The 13,804-nt window shown below is 72.1% G+C and carries 14 protein-coding genes; 5 read left to right on the top strand and 9 right to left on the bottom strand.

Going from position 1 to position 13,804, the window contains the following annotated elements:
* Positions 1 to 8: 8 nt before the first annotated feature.
* The 3 genes from AB0J72_RS47465 to AB0J72_RS47455 all read right to left on the bottom strand — a co-directional run bounded on the left by AB0J72_RS47465 (position 9) and on the right by AB0J72_RS47455 (position 3,384).
* Complete coding sequence (locus tag AB0J72_RS47465) at positions 9 to 2,129, bottom strand: DNA topoisomerase IV subunit B (protein WP_363412356.1); 2,121 nt, start codon at positions 2,127 to 2,129, stop codon at positions 9 to 11.
* Between the two features lie 221 nt (positions 2,130 to 2,350).
* Entirely contained in the window at positions 2,351 to 2,839 is a 489-nt protein-coding gene (locus tag AB0J72_RS47460; RefSeq protein ID WP_363412354.1) for a hypothetical protein, read from the bottom strand.
* Positions 2,836 to 3,384, bottom strand: coding sequence for a hypothetical protein (locus AB0J72_RS47455; protein ID WP_363412352.1), 549 nt, complete (start codon positions 3,382 to 3,384; stop codon positions 2,836 to 2,838). The genes AB0J72_RS47460 and AB0J72_RS47455 overlap by 4 nt, the downstream gene beginning before the upstream one ends.
* Before the next feature lie 84 nt (positions 3,385 to 3,468).
* Between AB0J72_RS47455 and AB0J72_RS47450 the strand changes: the two genes are divergently transcribed.
* The 4 genes from AB0J72_RS47450 to AB0J72_RS47435 are packed head-to-tail and all read left to right on the top strand — an operon-like array spanning position 3,469 to position 6,827.
* Positions 3,469 to 4,431 (top strand): sulfite exporter TauE/SafE family protein, encoded by a 963-nt coding sequence (locus AB0J72_RS47450; RefSeq protein ID WP_363412350.1) that lies wholly within the window; start codon positions 3,469 to 3,471, stop codon positions 4,429 to 4,431.
* A gap of 28 nt (positions 4,432 to 4,459) precedes the next feature.
* On the top strand, positions 4,460 to 6,100 hold the full coding sequence (pgi, locus tag AB0J72_RS47445; protein WP_363412348.1) for a glucose-6-phosphate isomerase: 1,641 nt from the start codon (positions 4,460 to 4,462) through the stop codon (positions 6,098 to 6,100).
* Positions 6,101 to 6,130: 30 nt separating this feature from the next.
* Positions 6,131 to 6,664: a hypothetical protein gene (locus AB0J72_RS47440; protein WP_363412346.1), complete on the top strand. Its 534-nt coding sequence runs from the start codon at positions 6,131 to 6,133 to the stop codon at positions 6,662 to 6,664.
* 58 nt (positions 6,665 to 6,722) lie between these two features.
* Positions 6,723 to 6,827, top strand: coding sequence for a VOC family protein (locus AB0J72_RS47435; protein WP_363412431.1), 105 nt, complete (start codon positions 6,723 to 6,725; stop codon positions 6,825 to 6,827).
* Here AB0J72_RS47435 and AB0J72_RS47430 read toward each other — a convergent pair.
* The 3 genes from AB0J72_RS47430 to AB0J72_RS47420 all read right to left on the bottom strand — a co-directional run bounded on the left by AB0J72_RS47430 (position 6,824) and on the right by AB0J72_RS47420 (position 9,492).
* Complete coding sequence (locus AB0J72_RS47430; RefSeq protein WP_363412344.1) at positions 6,824 to 7,657, bottom strand: NAD-dependent epimerase/dehydratase family protein; 834 nt, start codon at positions 7,655 to 7,657, stop codon at positions 6,824 to 6,826. The genes AB0J72_RS47435 and AB0J72_RS47430 overlap by 4 nt on opposite strands.
* Before the next feature lie 111 nt (positions 7,658 to 7,768).
* Positions 7,769 to 9,067 carry an RNA polymerase sigma factor gene (locus AB0J72_RS47425; RefSeq protein WP_363412342.1) on the bottom strand — a complete coding sequence of 433 codons (1,299 nt, stop codon included), beginning with the start codon at positions 9,065 to 9,067 and terminating at the stop codon, positions 7,769 to 7,771.
* A 5-nt stretch (positions 9,068 to 9,072) separates the two neighbouring features.
* The gene (locus tag AB0J72_RS47420; RefSeq protein WP_363412340.1) at positions 9,073 to 9,492 is read right to left on the bottom strand and encodes a YciI family protein; all 420 of its coding nucleotides are present in this window, start codon (positions 9,490 to 9,492) and stop codon (positions 9,073 to 9,075) included.
* Positions 9,493 to 9,621: 129 nt separating this feature from the next.
* Here AB0J72_RS47420 and AB0J72_RS47415 point away from each other — a divergent pair, with 129 nt between their 5' ends.
* On the top strand, positions 9,622 to 10,413 hold the full coding sequence (locus AB0J72_RS47415) for a hypothetical protein (RefSeq protein ID WP_363412338.1): 792 nt from the start codon (positions 9,622 to 9,624) through the stop codon (positions 10,411 to 10,413).
* A 48-nt stretch (positions 10,414 to 10,461) separates the two neighbouring features.
* Here the strand turns inward: AB0J72_RS47415 and AB0J72_RS47410 are convergent, their stop codons facing one another.
* From AB0J72_RS47410 to AB0J72_RS47400, 3 genes are all read right to left on the bottom strand, one after another.
* Positions 10,462 to 11,196 carry a hypothetical protein gene (locus AB0J72_RS47410; protein WP_363412336.1) on the bottom strand — a complete coding sequence of 245 codons (735 nt, stop codon included), beginning with the start codon at positions 11,194 to 11,196 and terminating at the stop codon, positions 10,462 to 10,464.
* Positions 11,193 to 12,311, bottom strand: coding sequence for a lytic polysaccharide monooxygenase (locus AB0J72_RS47405; protein WP_363412334.1), 1,119 nt, complete (start codon positions 12,309 to 12,311; stop codon positions 11,193 to 11,195). Before AB0J72_RS47405 ends, AB0J72_RS47410 begins: the two co-directional genes overlap by 4 nt.
* Positions 12,312 to 12,438: 127 nt before the next feature.
* Positions 12,439 to 13,632, bottom strand: a complete 1,194-nt coding sequence (locus AB0J72_RS47400; RefSeq protein ID WP_363412332.1) for a GAF domain-containing sensor histidine kinase — start codon at positions 13,630 to 13,632, stop codon at positions 12,439 to 12,441.
* Positions 13,633 to 13,804: the final 172 nt, after the last annotated feature.

Below are 13,804 nucleotides of genomic sequence, written 5' to 3'. Positions count from 1 at the left end.
TTCCTGACTCAGGCGTCGATGTTCTCTTGGTCGACCCGCGGCGCGGCGTCGATCAGCCAGTTTCGCCGGGGCTCGACCCGCTCACCCATGAGCAGCTCGAGGACCTCCTCGGCCTTCTCGATGTCGTCGAGGGTGATGCGCCGCACGGCCCTGGTCGCCGGGTTCATCGTGGTGTCCCACAGCTCGTCGGCGTCCATCTCGCCGAGACCCTTGAACCGCGGGATCGGCGTGACGACCTGCTTGCCGGCCTTCTCGAGGCGGCTGACCGTGCTGACCATCTCCTGCTGCGTGTACGTGTAGATCGTCTCCGGGTTGCGCCCCTTGGTGACGATCTTGTGCAGGGGCGGGACGGCGGCGTAGAGCCGGCCGTCGGCGATGGCGGGCCGCATGTACTTGGCGAACAGCGTGATGAGCAGGGTGCGGATGTGCGAGCCGTCGACGTCGGCGTCGGCCATGATCAGAATTCGCCCGTACCGCATCGACTCCAGGTCGAACGTGCGGCCGGAGCCGGCACCGAGGACCTGCACGATCGCGGAGCACTCGGCGTTGTCCAGTACCTGCTGGATGTTGGCCTTCTGCACGTTGAGGATCTTGCCGCGGATCGGCAGCAGCGCCTGATACTCCGAGGAGCGGGCCATGCGCGCGGTGCCGAGGGCGCTGTCGCCCTCGACGATGAACAGCTCGCTGCGCTGCACGCCGGTGGAGCGGCAGTCGACGAGCTTCGCCGGCATCGACGCGCCCTCAAGGGCGGTCTTGCGCCGGGCGGCGTCCTTCTGCTGCTTCTGGGTCAGGCGGACCCGCGCCGCGTCGACGATCTTCTGCAGGACGGTGCGGGCCTCGACCTTGGTCTTGCGCGCCTCGACCCACGCCTTGATGTGCTGCTCGACGATCCCCTGCACGACCCGGGTCACCGGCGCGGTGGACAGCTCGTCCTTGGTCTGCGACGTGAACTGCGGCTCGGGGATCCGCACGTGGATGACCGCCGTCATGCCTTCGAGCACGTCGTCGAGGGTCGGCAGGTCCTCCTTCGGCCGCAGCAGTCCGCGGGTGTTGCGGATCGCGTCGCTGAGGGCCCGCAGCGCGCCGCGCTCGAAGCCGCGCCGGTGCGTGCCGCCGTGCACGTTGCGGATCGTGTTGGTGAACGACTCCACGACCCGCTCATAGCCGGTGCCCCAGCGCAGCGCGATCTCGACCTCGGCGCGGCGCTCGACATTGGCCTTCATGACGCCGTTCTCGTCGGCGGCATTCTCCTTGTAGGTGCCCTCGCCGGTGATGTGCAGCAGCCCGCACACGGCGCGGTCGCCGGACGGCGCGAGGAACTCCACCATGTCGGCGAGCCCGTTGGGGTAGTGATACGTCTCCGTCGAGATCTGCCCGCCGGTGGCGTCCTTGAGCACATAGGTCACGCCGGGGACGAGGAAGGCCGTGTTGCGCAGCTTGGCGCGGACCGCCTCGACGTCGAGCGCGGCGCCGGTCTCGAAGTAGCGCGCGTCGTGCCAGTAGCGGATCGAGGTGCCGGTGGACTGGCCCCGCTTCATCCGCCCCGTGACATTGAGCCCGGAGCGGCGGGTGAACGACGCGCTCGGGCCGGCGCCGTCGAAGTCACCGGGGACGCCGTGCTGGAAGGCCATGTGGTGGACCTTGCCGCTGTGGCGCACGGTGACGTCGAAGCGGTGCGACAGCGCGTTGACCGCGGAGGCACCGACGCCGTGCAGGCCGCCGGAGGTCTTGTAGCCGGAGCCGCCGAACTTGCCGCCGGCGTGCAGCCGGGTCAGCACGAGCTCGACGCCGGACATGCCCGACTTCGCGTGGACGCCGACGGGGATGCCGCGGCCGTCGTCGTCGACCTGGACGGAACCGTCGGCGTGCAGGGTCACCTCGACGCGGGTCGCGTGGCCGGCGATGCCCTCGTCGGTGGAGTTGTCGACGATCTCGTTGAACAGGTGAGCGACGCCGCGGCTGTCGGTCGAGCCGATGTACATGCCGGGCCGCTTGCGGACAGCGTCCAGCCCTTCGAGGAGCGTGAGGTCGTCAGCCCCGTACAAGGTCTCGGGTTGTGCGGTCAACTCGATGCTCTCCAATGATCCTGGTGCGCTGCTGCCCGCGAGCGTAGCCGCAGGGTCTGACATTTCCGTGGCACCCTCGCCGGATGTGGCGCCCGACGCGCCGCAACCAGCGACGACGACACCACGGAAAAGACGACCACACCACGGAAACGAAACCGGCGACGACGACACCACGGCAAACGGCCGACCGCAGAAGCACGACACGACGCCGGGAACGGCGAGGTGGACCCGCGTCCCGTTCAGTGAAGCACGACCACCCCCGGGACGCAGTCCAGGGACGCGGGTCACGCCTCCAGGACCGGCCGCCCGCTGAACCGGCCCACCGCGCCGACGATCTCCGCCGGGGTCCGGTCGTTGAACCGCAGCGGCACGGAATAGCTGACCCCGTCGGTGGTGAGGACGGTCAGCCGGCGGGCCCGGGTCAGCCGCGAGACCCCCGCCCACGGGATCCAGACCGGCGTGCCCCAGGGCCCGCGCGAGTTGCGGACCCACAGGCCGACGGAGTCGAGCGCGAGCACCGGACCGCCGGACACCGCGATCCGCACGGCGGCGACGGCCAGCGCGCCGAAGACCACCAGGGCGCACAGCCCGATGGCCACGACCGCGACGGCGTCGCCGTTGGTCCGGTCGGGCGAGTCACCCGCCAGCAGGCCGGCCGACACCAGGATCATCAGCAGGGCCCAGGCCGCCGCGGAGATGCCGCCGATCAGCACGGTCCACCGCCCGGTGCCGCGCCGCACGACGAACGACAGGTCGCCCGGGATCCGCTTCACGCCGAGGTCCGGTCGATCCAGGAGCGGTAGCTGTCCCCCGTGCCCTGGCCTTCCAGGTAGTACTCGCGCAGGTCGGTGCGGACCAGGAAGCCGGCGACGAAGAACAGCAGGCCGGCCGCGACGAGGCCCGCCACGCCGTGCACCCACAGGTACCACTCCGGCACGGCGCGGGCGTACTCCTGGCGCAGCAGCTCCGGCTCGTCACCCGTCGGGGCGACCGCCCACTCGGGGCCGCCGACCAGGCCGCACAGCAGGGCGAGGGCCAGCAGCGGGCCCAGGACCCAGAGGATTGCCCTGATCTTGGGGGTGCGCCGCCGCACGAAGAACAGCAGCGCGCCCAGGACGACCGCGCCGACCGAGGCGACCACCAGGTTGTTGTGGTAGTCGGCCTCGACCTGCCGGAGCGACCGGGGCGACATGAGCACGGTGTGGAGTTCGGCGAGGTCGCGCGTCACGACCGCCGTGACGGCGGCATCGACGGCGAGCAGCGCCGAAGCCGCCGCCACCGACCAGAACACCAGCCGGACCTGGGTGCCAACCTGCATCGCCACACGCTATCGACGTGACATCCGCCGCCGCAGCCCCGTTTCGTACCGACAAAGACGACCGAGATAGTGCACAATTCGCCGGTGGATCCTGTGATGGCCCTGGCGGGACTCGGCGTCGGCATCGTCGTCGGACTGACCGGCATGGGCGGCGGCGCGCTGATGACCCCCATCCTGGTGCTGTTCTTCGGCATCCCTCCCCTGGCCGCGGTCTCCAGCGACCTGGCCGCGAGCGCGGTGATGAAGCCGTTCGGCGGCTGGGTGCACGCCCGCCGCGGCACCGTCAACTGGTCGCTCGTGCGCTGGCTGTGCCTGGGCAGCGTGCCGTCGGCGTTCGCCGGGGTCCTCCTCATGCGCGCGCTGGGCGACGGCGAGCAGGTCCAGGACATCGTCCGCGTCGCGCTCGGCATCGCACTCTTGCTGGCCGTCGTCGGACTGCTCCTTAAGTCGTACAAAAGCGGAAAAAGCGAAAAGTCGGATGTGCCGCTGAAGGTCAAGCCGGTCCCCACGGCCCTGCTCGGCGCCGTCGGCGGGCTCGTGGTCGGGATGACCTCCGTCGGCTCCGGCTCACTGATCATCGTCATCCTGCTCGCGCTGTACCCCATGCTGCGCCCGAACGACCTGGTCGGCACCGACCTCGTCCAGGCCATCCCCCTCGTCGCCGCGGCCGCCCTCGGCCACGCGATCTTCGGCGACCTGAAGCTCGACCTCGCCGCCGCGGTCCTCATCGGCTCGATCCCCGGCGTGCTCATCGGCGCCCGCCTGTCGTCCCGGGCGCCCGCCGGCGTGGTCCGCGCCGCGCTGGTCATCGTGCTCATCGCGAGCGCGCTGAAACTGTTCGAGGTGCCGACGGCCACGGTCGGCATCGTGGTCGCGGTGGCGACCGCCGGGGCCGTCGTGCTGGGCCTGCGCCGACGTCAGGCGGTTTCGGCAGATGTACGGGCGAACGCCGGCGAACCGGAGGAGGCACTGGTCAGCGGGCGGGACCAACCGCAAGATCTGCGCACGGAGGACGAGACGCACCCGAACGGGGCACAATCCCTGTGAGAGTGTGACCTCGCTGAAGGAGTGCTTGATGTCTCAGGGCCGACTCAACCAACTGCCCGAATGGGCCGCGCTGGCGAAACACCGCGCCGAGCTTGGTGAGGTGCACCTGCGGGACCTGTTCGCCGAAGACCCGGAGCGCGGGACGAAGTACTCCCTGCAGGTCGGCGACCTCTACCTCGACTACGGCAAGCACCTGGTCACCGGCGAGACCCTCGGCCTGCTGCGCGACCTCGCCGCCGCGCGCGGGGTCGCCCAGCTGCGCGACGCCATGTTCCACGGCGACAAGATCAACTTCACCGAGCACCGGGCGGTGCTGCACACCGCGCTCCGCGCGCCGCGCGACGCGGTCGTCGAGGTCGACGGCGAGAACGTCGTGCCGAAGGTGCACGCCGTGCTGGACCGGATGGCCGCGTTCGCCGACCGGATCCGCTCCGGCGAGTGGACCGGCTTCACCGGCGAGCGGATCACCACCATCGTCAACATCGGCATCGGCGGCTCCGACCTCGGCCCCGCGATGGCCTACGAGGTGCTGCGCGGCTACACCGACCGGGGGCTGGAGATGCACTTCGTCTCCAACGTCGACGGCGCCGACCTCTACGAGGCGGTCCGCGCCGCGGACCCGGCGAAGACGCTGTTCATCGTGTCGTCGAAGACGTTCACGACGATCGAGACGATCACCAACGCGACCGCCGCCCGCCAGTGGATCCTCGACGCGTTCGGCGACGACGCCGCGGTCGCGAAGCACTTCGTCGCCGTGTCGACCAACGCCGGCGAGGTCGCGAAGTTCGGTATCGACACGACCAACATGTTCGAGTTCTGGGACTGGGTCGGCGGGCGTTACTCGTACGACAGCGCGATCGGCCTCTCGCTGATGATCGCGCTCGGGCCGGACGGCTTCCGGGAGATGCTCGACGGGTTCCACGCGATGGACGAGCACTTCCGGACCGCCCCGCCGGAGCAGAACGCGCCGCTGCTGCTCGGGCTGCTCGGCATCTGGTACCGCAACTTCCACGACGCCCAGACGCACGCGGTGCTCCCCTACAGCCACTACCTGTCCCGGTTCACCGCGTACCTGCAGCAGCTGGACATGGAGTCCAACGGCAAGTACGTCGACCACGACGGCCGCCCGGTCGACTGGCAGACCGGCCCGGTCGTCTGGGGCACCCCCGGCACCAACGGCCAGCACGCCTACTACCAGCTGATCCACCAGGGCACGATGCTCATCCCGGCCGACCTCATCGGCTTCGCCCAGCCCGCGCCCGGCCTCGGCGTCTTCGCCGACCAGCACGACCTGCTGATGGCCAACCTGTTCGCGCAGGGGCAGGCCCTGGCGTTCGGCAAGACGTCGGAGGAGGTCGCGGCCGAGGGGGTGCCCGCCGAGGAGGTGCCGCACCGCACGTTCCGCGGTGACCGCCCCACCACGACGATCCTCGCCGACAAGCTCACCCCGTCGGTGCTCGGGCAGCTCATCGCCCTCTACGAGCACAAGGTCTTCGTCCAGGGCGCGATCTGGGACATCGACTCGTTCGACCAGTGGGGCGTGGAGCTCGGCAAGGTCCTCGCCAAGCGGATCGAGCCGGCGCTCACCGCCGAGGCCGGCGACACGTCCGCGCTGGACTCCTCGACCGCCGCCCTGGTCAACCGCTACCGGGCGCAGCGCGGCCGCTGAGTGCCGATCACCGACGACGCGCTCGCTCGGATGTCCCCGTCCGAGCGGGCCGACCTGGCCCGGCGCCTGGCCGTCCTCATCCCCGCACCGCGTGCGGGTGAGCGGAACCGGCGCCGGTTCCTCGTCGTGGTCGTCACCGCCGCCCTGTTCCTGATCCCGTGGGTGGCGGTGCTCGCGTGGACGTTGCCGCCGCGGTACCTCGCCGGCCACTGGCGCGCCACCTGGGTCGGCTTCGACCTGGTGCTCGCCGCCGCCCTCGCCGTCACCGCGTGGGCGGCGGCGCGGCGCCGCCAGGTCCTCCTGCTGACCGCGGTCGTCAGCGCGACCCTGCTGGTGTGCGACGCGTGGTTCGACCTGATGACGGCGGCGGGCCCCGACCACTGGGTCAGCCTCGGCACCGCGCTGCTGGTCGAGCTGCCGCTGGCGGCGTGGCTGCTCTACGTCGCGCACCACCTGATCCGGCTCAGCCTGCGCCGCACGCTGACCCTGTCGGGCGAGTCGTTCACCGACCTGCCGCTGTGGCGGATGCCCCTCTTCGGCGTCCCGCCCCGCCATCGTCGTTAGCGGCGGCTTCGTCGGTACCGTGGCCGCATGACCCACTGGACCCTGGGCTGCCGCCGAGCTGGTCGCCGCGGGCACCACGCTGGTGCGCGAGGAGCGCTACGGCGACCGGCTCGGCCACATCGTCATGCTCGACCCGGAGGGCAACGAGTTCTGCGTCGCCTAGCCCCGGATCTCCTCCAGCAGGGTCGGGCGGGTCGGGGACCAGCCGAGCGAGCGGGCCTTCGCGCCGGTGGCCCGCTGGTCCAGCAGCAGCGCGTCGGCGAAGAGGGCGCCGAGCCTGGCCCGGGACTCCTCGACGGTCTCCGGCACCACCTCGGCGCCGGTGGCCTCGGCGATCTCGCGGACGGTCGGGCTGGCGCCGGACACCCCGAGCACGTGGCCGAGGCGCTCGCCGCGCTCGACGACGGTGACGTACAGCGCGGCCACGTCCTCGACGTGCACGGTCGTCCAGTGCTGCGAGCCGTCGCCGACCAGCCGGACCTTGCCGTCGCCGGGCGCGAGCACGCCGGCGGGGATGCCGCCGCCGTGGCCGTACACGACGCCAGGCGTGACGATCGTGGCCACCAGGTCCGCGTCGAGCACCGACCGCTCCACCGCGGGCCGCCACGCGGTCAGCGCCGGCGGCGCGAACGGCGAGTCCTCGGTGATGGCGTCGTTGCTGCCGTACAGCCACACACCGCTGGTGTGCACGTAGGGCTTCCCGGTCCCGGCGAGCGCCTCGACCGCCGCCTCGACGACCGCCCGGTCGAACTGCTCGCTGCTGCCGTCGCCGGGCGCCGCGGTGTGCACCACGCCGTCGGCGGCCGCGAACAGCCGCGCCGTCCACGCGGTGTCGTACAGGTCCCCGACGGCGGCCTCCGCCCCGGCCTTGCGCACCTTCTCGGCCGCCTCGTCGCTGCGCACCAGTGCCGTGACGGCGTGACCCGCCGCGACGAGCTGCTCCAGCACCACGGATCCGATGTACCCGGTCCCACCGGTCAATGCGATGTTCATGTCGCCGAGCGTAGAAGCGCCGCGGCCTCCGGCGCAGCGTGACGCAGCAGGCGCCCGGGCCGGGAATACGGCCCCGACGAGGCTATTCCCGGCGGGCCGGTGACGCCTGACCTACGGCAGCGCCTCCGCCTTGCGCAGCAGGACCGCCCGTTCGCGGGCGTTGGTGCACAGGCGGGCGGCACGCTCCAGCTCCGTCCGCGCCTCCCTGGTGCGCCCGAGCCGCCGCAGCAGCTCGCCGCGGACCCCGGGCAGCAGGTGCGAGCCGGGCAGCCGGTCGGCCGCGACCAGCTCGTCAACGATCGCGAGCCCCCGCAGCGGCCCGCTCGCCATCGCGACGGCGACGGCCCGGTTGAGCTCGACGACCGGCGACGGCGCGATCCGGCCGAGCGCCTCGTAGAGCAGCACGATGCGCTCCCAGTCGGTCTCCTCCACCGACGGCGCGGCGGCGTGGCACGCGGCGATGCCGGCCTGCAGCCCGTACGGGCCGAGCCCCGTCTTCGACGCGGCCGTGAACGCCGCGATCCCCCGCCGGATCGCGGACCGGTCCCACAGCCGCCGGTCCTGGTCCTCCAGGAGCACCGCCTCGCCGTCCGGGCCGGTGCGCGCCGGGAAGCGGGCCGCGGTCAGCTCGCACAGCGCGAGCAGCCCGTGCACCTCGGGCTCGCCGGGCAGCACCGCGGCCAGCATCCGGGTCAGGCGGATCGCCTCGTACGCGAGGTCGGGGCGCAGCAGGTTGTCGCCGGCGGTCGCCGTCGAACCCTCGGTGAAGATCACGTAGAGGACGCTGAGGACCCCGCCGAGCCGCTGCCTGCGGTCCTGCGCGGGCGGCAGCTCGAACGGCACCTTCGCCGCCGCGATCGTCTTCTTCGCCCGGGTGATCCTCGCCTGTACCGTCGGCACCGGCACCAGGAACGCCCGGGCGATCTCCTCGCTGGACAGGCCGCCGACGGTGCGCAGCGTCAGGGCGACCCTGGCCTCCGCCGCGAGCACGGGATGGCAGGCCACGAACATCAGCGCGAGGATGTCGTCGTCGATGCGGTCCGGGTCCCACGGCAGGTCGTCCTGCTGCTGCGGCGCCAGCGCCCCGGCGGCGGCCTCGCCCTCGCCGAGCTGGCCGGCGATGGCGGCGTACCGCTCGTCCCGCGCCGACCTGCGCCGGAAGCTGTCGATGGCGCGCCGCCGCGCGGTCGCCAGCAGCCACCCGACGGGGTTGTCCGGCGTGCCGTCGCGGGACCAGCTGACGAGCGCCTCCGCCACCGCTTCCTGCGCGACGTCCTCGGCGAGGCCGAAGTCGCCGGTGTACCGGCTGAGCGCCGCCACGATCCGCGCCGACTCGATCCGCCACACGGTCTCGACGGCCCGCCGCGCCGTCTCGGTGCTCGGCGGGCCGTCGGGGTCCGCTGGGTCCATGGGGGTCACAGCTGCCCGGTCCGCTCGCGCCACGCCCGCTCCTTGGCGATCCACTCGTTGTCCTGCGGGAAGTCGTCGATGTCCGACACCCGCCGCACCTCGACCTTGGTGCCCGGGCCGCCCGGCAGGCGCCGCGCCCACTCGACGGCCTCCTCCTTCGAGGCGACGTCGAGGATGTAGAAGCCGCCGAACAGCTCCTTGGTCTCCCCGTACGGCCCGTCGGTGACCACGGGCGTCTCGCCGGCGAACTCCACCACCACGCCCTGGCCCGCGTCGTCGAGCCCCTCGGCGGCGACCAGGACCCCGGCCCGGATCAGCTCGTCGTTGTACCGGCCCATCATGTCCAGGATCTCCTCGAACGGGATGTCCGCCGCCTTCGCCATCGCCTGGTCGGTGGCCCGCAGGATCAGCATGTACTTCGCCATCGCCGTGCTCCTCGCCTTCTGGGGGTCGCGTCCCGACCCTCTCACCCCAAGGTCGAACGGGCCCACCCGCCGATCGACACGCGCCCCGGAGAATCTTCCCGCGTGCGTCCGGTCGATACTGTTCGCCACATGGAGCTGGCTGGGCACGCGTTGGCCGCCGCGATCCGGGACCCGGGGTTCTGGCGCTGTTACGCGTTCGACCGGACCGACGAGTTCGACTTCGTCGACGCCGGGGAGCGGCTGGCGCGGCGGCTCAACGGCGTCGACCCCGATGACGACGAGGACGACGACGACCTGTCCTCGGCCCGGATCGTCCTGCCGGCCCGGGACGGCTGGTGGCTCGGGCTCGAGCTGAACTTCGAGCTGGCTCTGCATGTTCTGTACCTGCAGAAGGACGACGACGAGTCGGACGAGTCGGACGAGGACGACGAGGACGAGGACTGGGACGACGACGAGGACGACGGCGTGCCGGGCGTCTTGATCGAGCTTGGTCACTGGGATCAGGCCCGCTGGCACCCGTTCTGCCTGCGGTGGAGCGAGCTGGAGGCGGTCGTGGCCCGGATGCGTGCCGCGGCGGGGCCGCACCCGCTCCCGCCCGACGTGGGCCTGCTGCTGCTGGCCCGCTGGGTCGGTCACGGCTCCGACGAGACGGCGCTGCTCGAGGAGCGTCGCGCGGCCGTCGCCGGCGCGTTCGAGCGGCTCGGCCTGTTCCACGGCGACGAAGCGGCGCGGATGGCCGCGCAGCTGATGCAGGCCGTGCCGGAGGACGACTACGCGTGGCGGTGGGACGGCGAACGCGGCTGGCTGCTCAGCGGCGAGTACGCGGGCTACTCCATCCGCAACGACTGCCACAGCCGCTTCCCGTTCCCGGAGTTCGCCGAGTTCCGCCGGCAGCTGGCGGTGGCCGACGAGCCACGGTGAAGGCGCGGGGTTGGGCCCGCGCCTCCACCGGTCGTGCGGCGGTGCTGCTCAGCGGCGGTCGAGGAGGACCTCGGCGGCGCCGCCGTCGACGTGCAGGGCGTAGCGGTCGGCGGCCTGCTGCCAGCCGGGCAGGGCGATGACGGCGCCGCCGGCCAGGTTCTGCTTGGCCGAGGCGTCCAGGGTCGCCTTGCCCACGGTGCTGGTCTGGCCGAGCGTCAGCTGCGCCGGCGGTCCCGCCGGGGCGTGGACGAGGAGCTTGCCGACGCCGCCGACCCGGATCGGCAGCTCGCCCTCCGGTTTCGGGACGGTGACGTCGAGCTCCTGCACGCCGGCGACCACGTCGACGGCGGCGAGCCGCCCGGAGCCGAAGTCCACGACCTGCCGCAGGCCGCCGCCGGCGAGCTTGAGCGTCCAGCGGACGGTCGAGTTCAGGTACACGTGGACCGTCGCCTGGCCCGCGACCTCCGTGCCGTTCAGGCTGAGCCGGACGACCTCGCCGTCGACGGCCGCGGCGGGTTCGACGCGGCTGCCGGGCAGGGTCGAGGCGCGGTACAGGTAACCGTCCATCGGCTCGCTGTGGATGATCACCGACTCCGCGCCGGTGACCACCTCCAGCGTTGCCGTCTGCCGGCCGTCGTGCGCGCCGGTGACGGTGTGCACCGTCTCCTTCTCCGCCGGCGCGTCCGGCTTGGAGCTCCGGGTGGTGGCGATGACGAGGCCTGCCAGTACCAACGCCACCGCCACCACACCGGTCAGCAGCCGCAACAGGGGTGACTTGATCATGGGCTGGTGCAGCTCAGGGCCGGGGCGGTCGCCGGTGCGGTGCCGGTGGCGTTGAAGCCGAACGACGTGGTCGCGCCGGCGGCGAGGACCCTGTTCCAGTCGACGTTGCTGACGGCCGGGTTCGGGGGCTGTGCGACGAGTGTGCCGTTCCACGGCGATCCCTCGAAGCCTTGTCCGCCGGTGTACGACCAGCGCACCGTCCATCCGTTGAGGCTGCCGCTCCCGTTGTTGCGGACGGTGACCTCGGCCTGGAAGTGCCCGGCCCACGAACTGGGGACGATGCTCCAGGTGGCGGTGCAGGCGCCCGTGCCCGTGGACGGCGAGTTCGACCGCGACGGGGACGTGCTCCTGGACGGTGACGTGCTCCTGGACGGGGAGGTGGACGCCGACGGTGACGTGCTCCTCGACGGGGAGACCGAGGGTGAGGGCGACGACGGCGCGCCGCCGATGCCGGTCACCTCGCCGTTGCCGCCGTCGAAGACGATGTCGGAGCAGCTGAAGAAGTTCTCCTGGCTGTCCGAGCGGACCCACTGGATGAACAGCATGTGCTTGCCGGTCTTGCCCGACGGCAGCGTCGCGTTGAACGAGTAGTAGTTCAGCGCGCCGGGCGGGCCGGACTGCGGCGGGTCGGTCGCGCTCCAGAACGGCTCCAGGTCACCCCATGCCAGGGGGGTGGTGGGGCTCCAGCCGTTGCGGGTGACGTACAGGTGGAACGTGCCGGGGTGCGCGGCCCAGTTGCTGTACCGCATCTGGATCGTGGCGCCGGCGGTCAGGTGGGTGGTGGGCCAGTCGGTCCGGGCGGCGTTGTACGCGGCGTACTTCGTCGTGCCCGCACCGCAGATCTGGCCGTCGGGGATGAAGCCGGTGGTGCGGCCGCCGGCGTCTGAGCGCAGCACGCCGAACCAGTCGTACAGCGGCTGCTGACCGCCCTGCGCGACGGCGTCGGCGCAGGCGGGGTTGGACGGGATGATCTGGCCGGTGGCCTTCAGGCCGTCCACGTAGCACAGATAGGTGCGGCTGCCGGGCACCATCGCGACACCGTGGGCGCTCGCCGGGGCGGGCACCACGAGGACCGCGACAGCGCCGACGGCGAGGGCCGCCAAGACGCTCCACACTGGGCGCAATGTGCTCCTCCTCACATGAGGTGAGCGCAGTGTTCCCACGGCCTCCCGCCATTGGCAAGCATCGACGTCTCAGGTACGGCGGGACTTCGGCTTTCGCTTGAAAGTTCCACCGCGGCCGTCACGCCGTGATCGACAGCCTCGCGGTGGTGCCCGTGCCGGCCGAGCTGAGCGTGACGGTGCCGCCGTGCGCGGTGGCGGCCTGGCGGGCGATGTGCAGGCCCAGCCCGACGCCGGGGACGGCCTGCTGGCGGGCGTGGCGGCCGCGGTAGAAGCGCTGGAAGACGTAGGGCAGCTCGTCGGCCGGGACGCCGACGCCGGTGTCCGCGACCTCGACGGTCGGCGCCGGGCCGCCGGCCACCGCGACGGTGACGTCGCCGCCCGCGGGGGTGAAAAGCACCGCGTTGCGCACCAGCTGCTGCACCGCATGCGTCAGCTGGGTCACGTCGGCGCGGACGTCCACCCGTACCGGCGAAGGAACCACCGACAAGGTCACCCCGCGCTGCTCGGCGAGGCTGCGGCAGGCCCGCCAGGCAGCCTCGACGACCAGGGCCAGGTCGACCCGGGTGCGGTGCAGCTCGGTCAGGGCGTGCGCGGGGCGGGTGCCGGTCAGCAGGTGGTCGACCATGCGGACGAGCCGCTCGCCGTTGCGCTGGATCGGCTCCACGAGGCGGGCGTACGCGGCGAGCTGCTCCTCCTCCGCGAGCAGCTCCAGGTACCCCTGGATCGCCGCGACCGGGGTGCGCAGCTCGTGCGAGACCGTCGCGATCAGGTCCTCCTCGCGCTGCGTGGCGCGGGCCAGCTCGTCGCCGAGCTCGGCGAGCAGGAGCCGGTTGCGCAGCAGCGACAGGTGCCCGACGGCCTGCGCGGCGAGGGTGTCCAGGGCCTCGCGCTGGCGGGGGCCGAGGTCGCCGGGCCGGTCGTCGATGACGCACAGGGCGCCAAGGGCGTGGCCGTCCTCGTCGACGAGCGGGGAGCCCGCGTAGAAGCGGATGTGCGGGTCGCCGGTGACGTTGGGGTACGTGCGGAAGTGCGGGTCGAGCCGGGCGTCGGGCACGACGAGCTGCCGCCGCTCGGGCAGGGTGTGCGCGCAGAACGAGACGTCGCGGGGCGTCTCGGCGTCGGCGAGGCCGGTGCTGCCGGCGAACCACTGCCGGTCCCGGTCGATGAGCGAGACCGAGGACATCGGCGTGTCGAAGATCGACGACGCGAGGCGGGTCAGCTCGTCGAGGGCCGCGGGGCGGGGGCCGTCGAGGACGCCGTAACTGTGCAGCGCGGCGAGGCGGGCCTCCTCGTCGTGAGCATGTGTCGTCATCTCGTCTCCCAGGCTCGGTTGTGCTCCATCAGGGTCGGGACGCCGGGGTGTCCGCCGCGATCACGGCCGGTTGCCATGCGGTAGCTGTCCGCCGGAACTGTCGGTGGTTGTGGTTAGGGTGTGGTTCTCGTCGTACTCGGGTTTCCGTTCTCGTCTTTTCGCTTTCCGCTTT

This window comes from Dactylosporangium sp. NPDC049742, from assembly GCF_040674675.1.
GTDB lineage: Bacteria > Actinomycetota > Actinomycetes > Mycobacteriales > Micromonosporaceae > Dactylosporangium > Dactylosporangium maewongense.
This window is presented reverse-complemented; position numbering and strand designations above follow the sequence as displayed.

What these genes read in the sequence shown, in the direction of transcription:
- AB0J72_RS47465 (WP_363412356.1), bottom strand. Translation starts at nt 2,129, where the DNA reads ATGTCAGACCCTGCGGCTACGCTCGCGGGCAGCAGCGCACCAGGATCA.
- AB0J72_RS47455 (WP_363412352.1), bottom strand. Translation starts at nt 3,384, where the DNA reads ATGCAGGTTGGCACCCAGGTCCGGCTGGTGTTCTGGTCGGTGGCGGCG.
- pgi (WP_363412348.1), top strand. Translation starts at nt 4,460, where the DNA reads ATGTCTCAGGGCCGACTCAACCAACTGCCCGAATGGGCCGCGCTGGCG.
- AB0J72_RS47440 (WP_363412346.1), top strand. Translation starts at nt 6,131, where the DNA reads ATGTCCCCGTCCGAGCGGGCCGACCTGGCCCGGCGCCTGGCCGTCCTC.
- AB0J72_RS47430 (WP_363412344.1), bottom strand. Translation starts at nt 7,657, where the DNA reads ATGAACATCGCATTGACCGGTGGGACCGGGTACATCGGATCCGTGGTG.
- AB0J72_RS47425 (WP_363412342.1), bottom strand. Translation starts at nt 9,067, where the DNA reads ATGGACCCAGCGGACCCCGACGGCCCGCCGAGCACCGAGACGGCGCGG.
- AB0J72_RS47420 (WP_363412340.1), bottom strand. Translation starts at nt 9,492, where the DNA reads ATGGCGAAGTACATGCTGATCCTGCGGGCCACCGACCAGGCGATGGCG.
- AB0J72_RS47415 (WP_363412338.1), top strand. Translation starts at nt 9,622, where the DNA reads ATGGAGCTGGCTGGGCACGCGTTGGCCGCCGCGATCCGGGACCCGGGG.
- AB0J72_RS47410 (WP_363412336.1), bottom strand. Translation starts at nt 11,196, where the DNA reads ATGATCAAGTCACCCCTGTTGCGGCTGCTGACCGGTGTGGTGGCGGTG.
- AB0J72_RS47400 (WP_363412332.1), bottom strand. Translation starts at nt 13,632, where the DNA reads ATGACGACACATGCTCACGACGAGGAGGCCCGCCTCGCCGCGCTGCAC.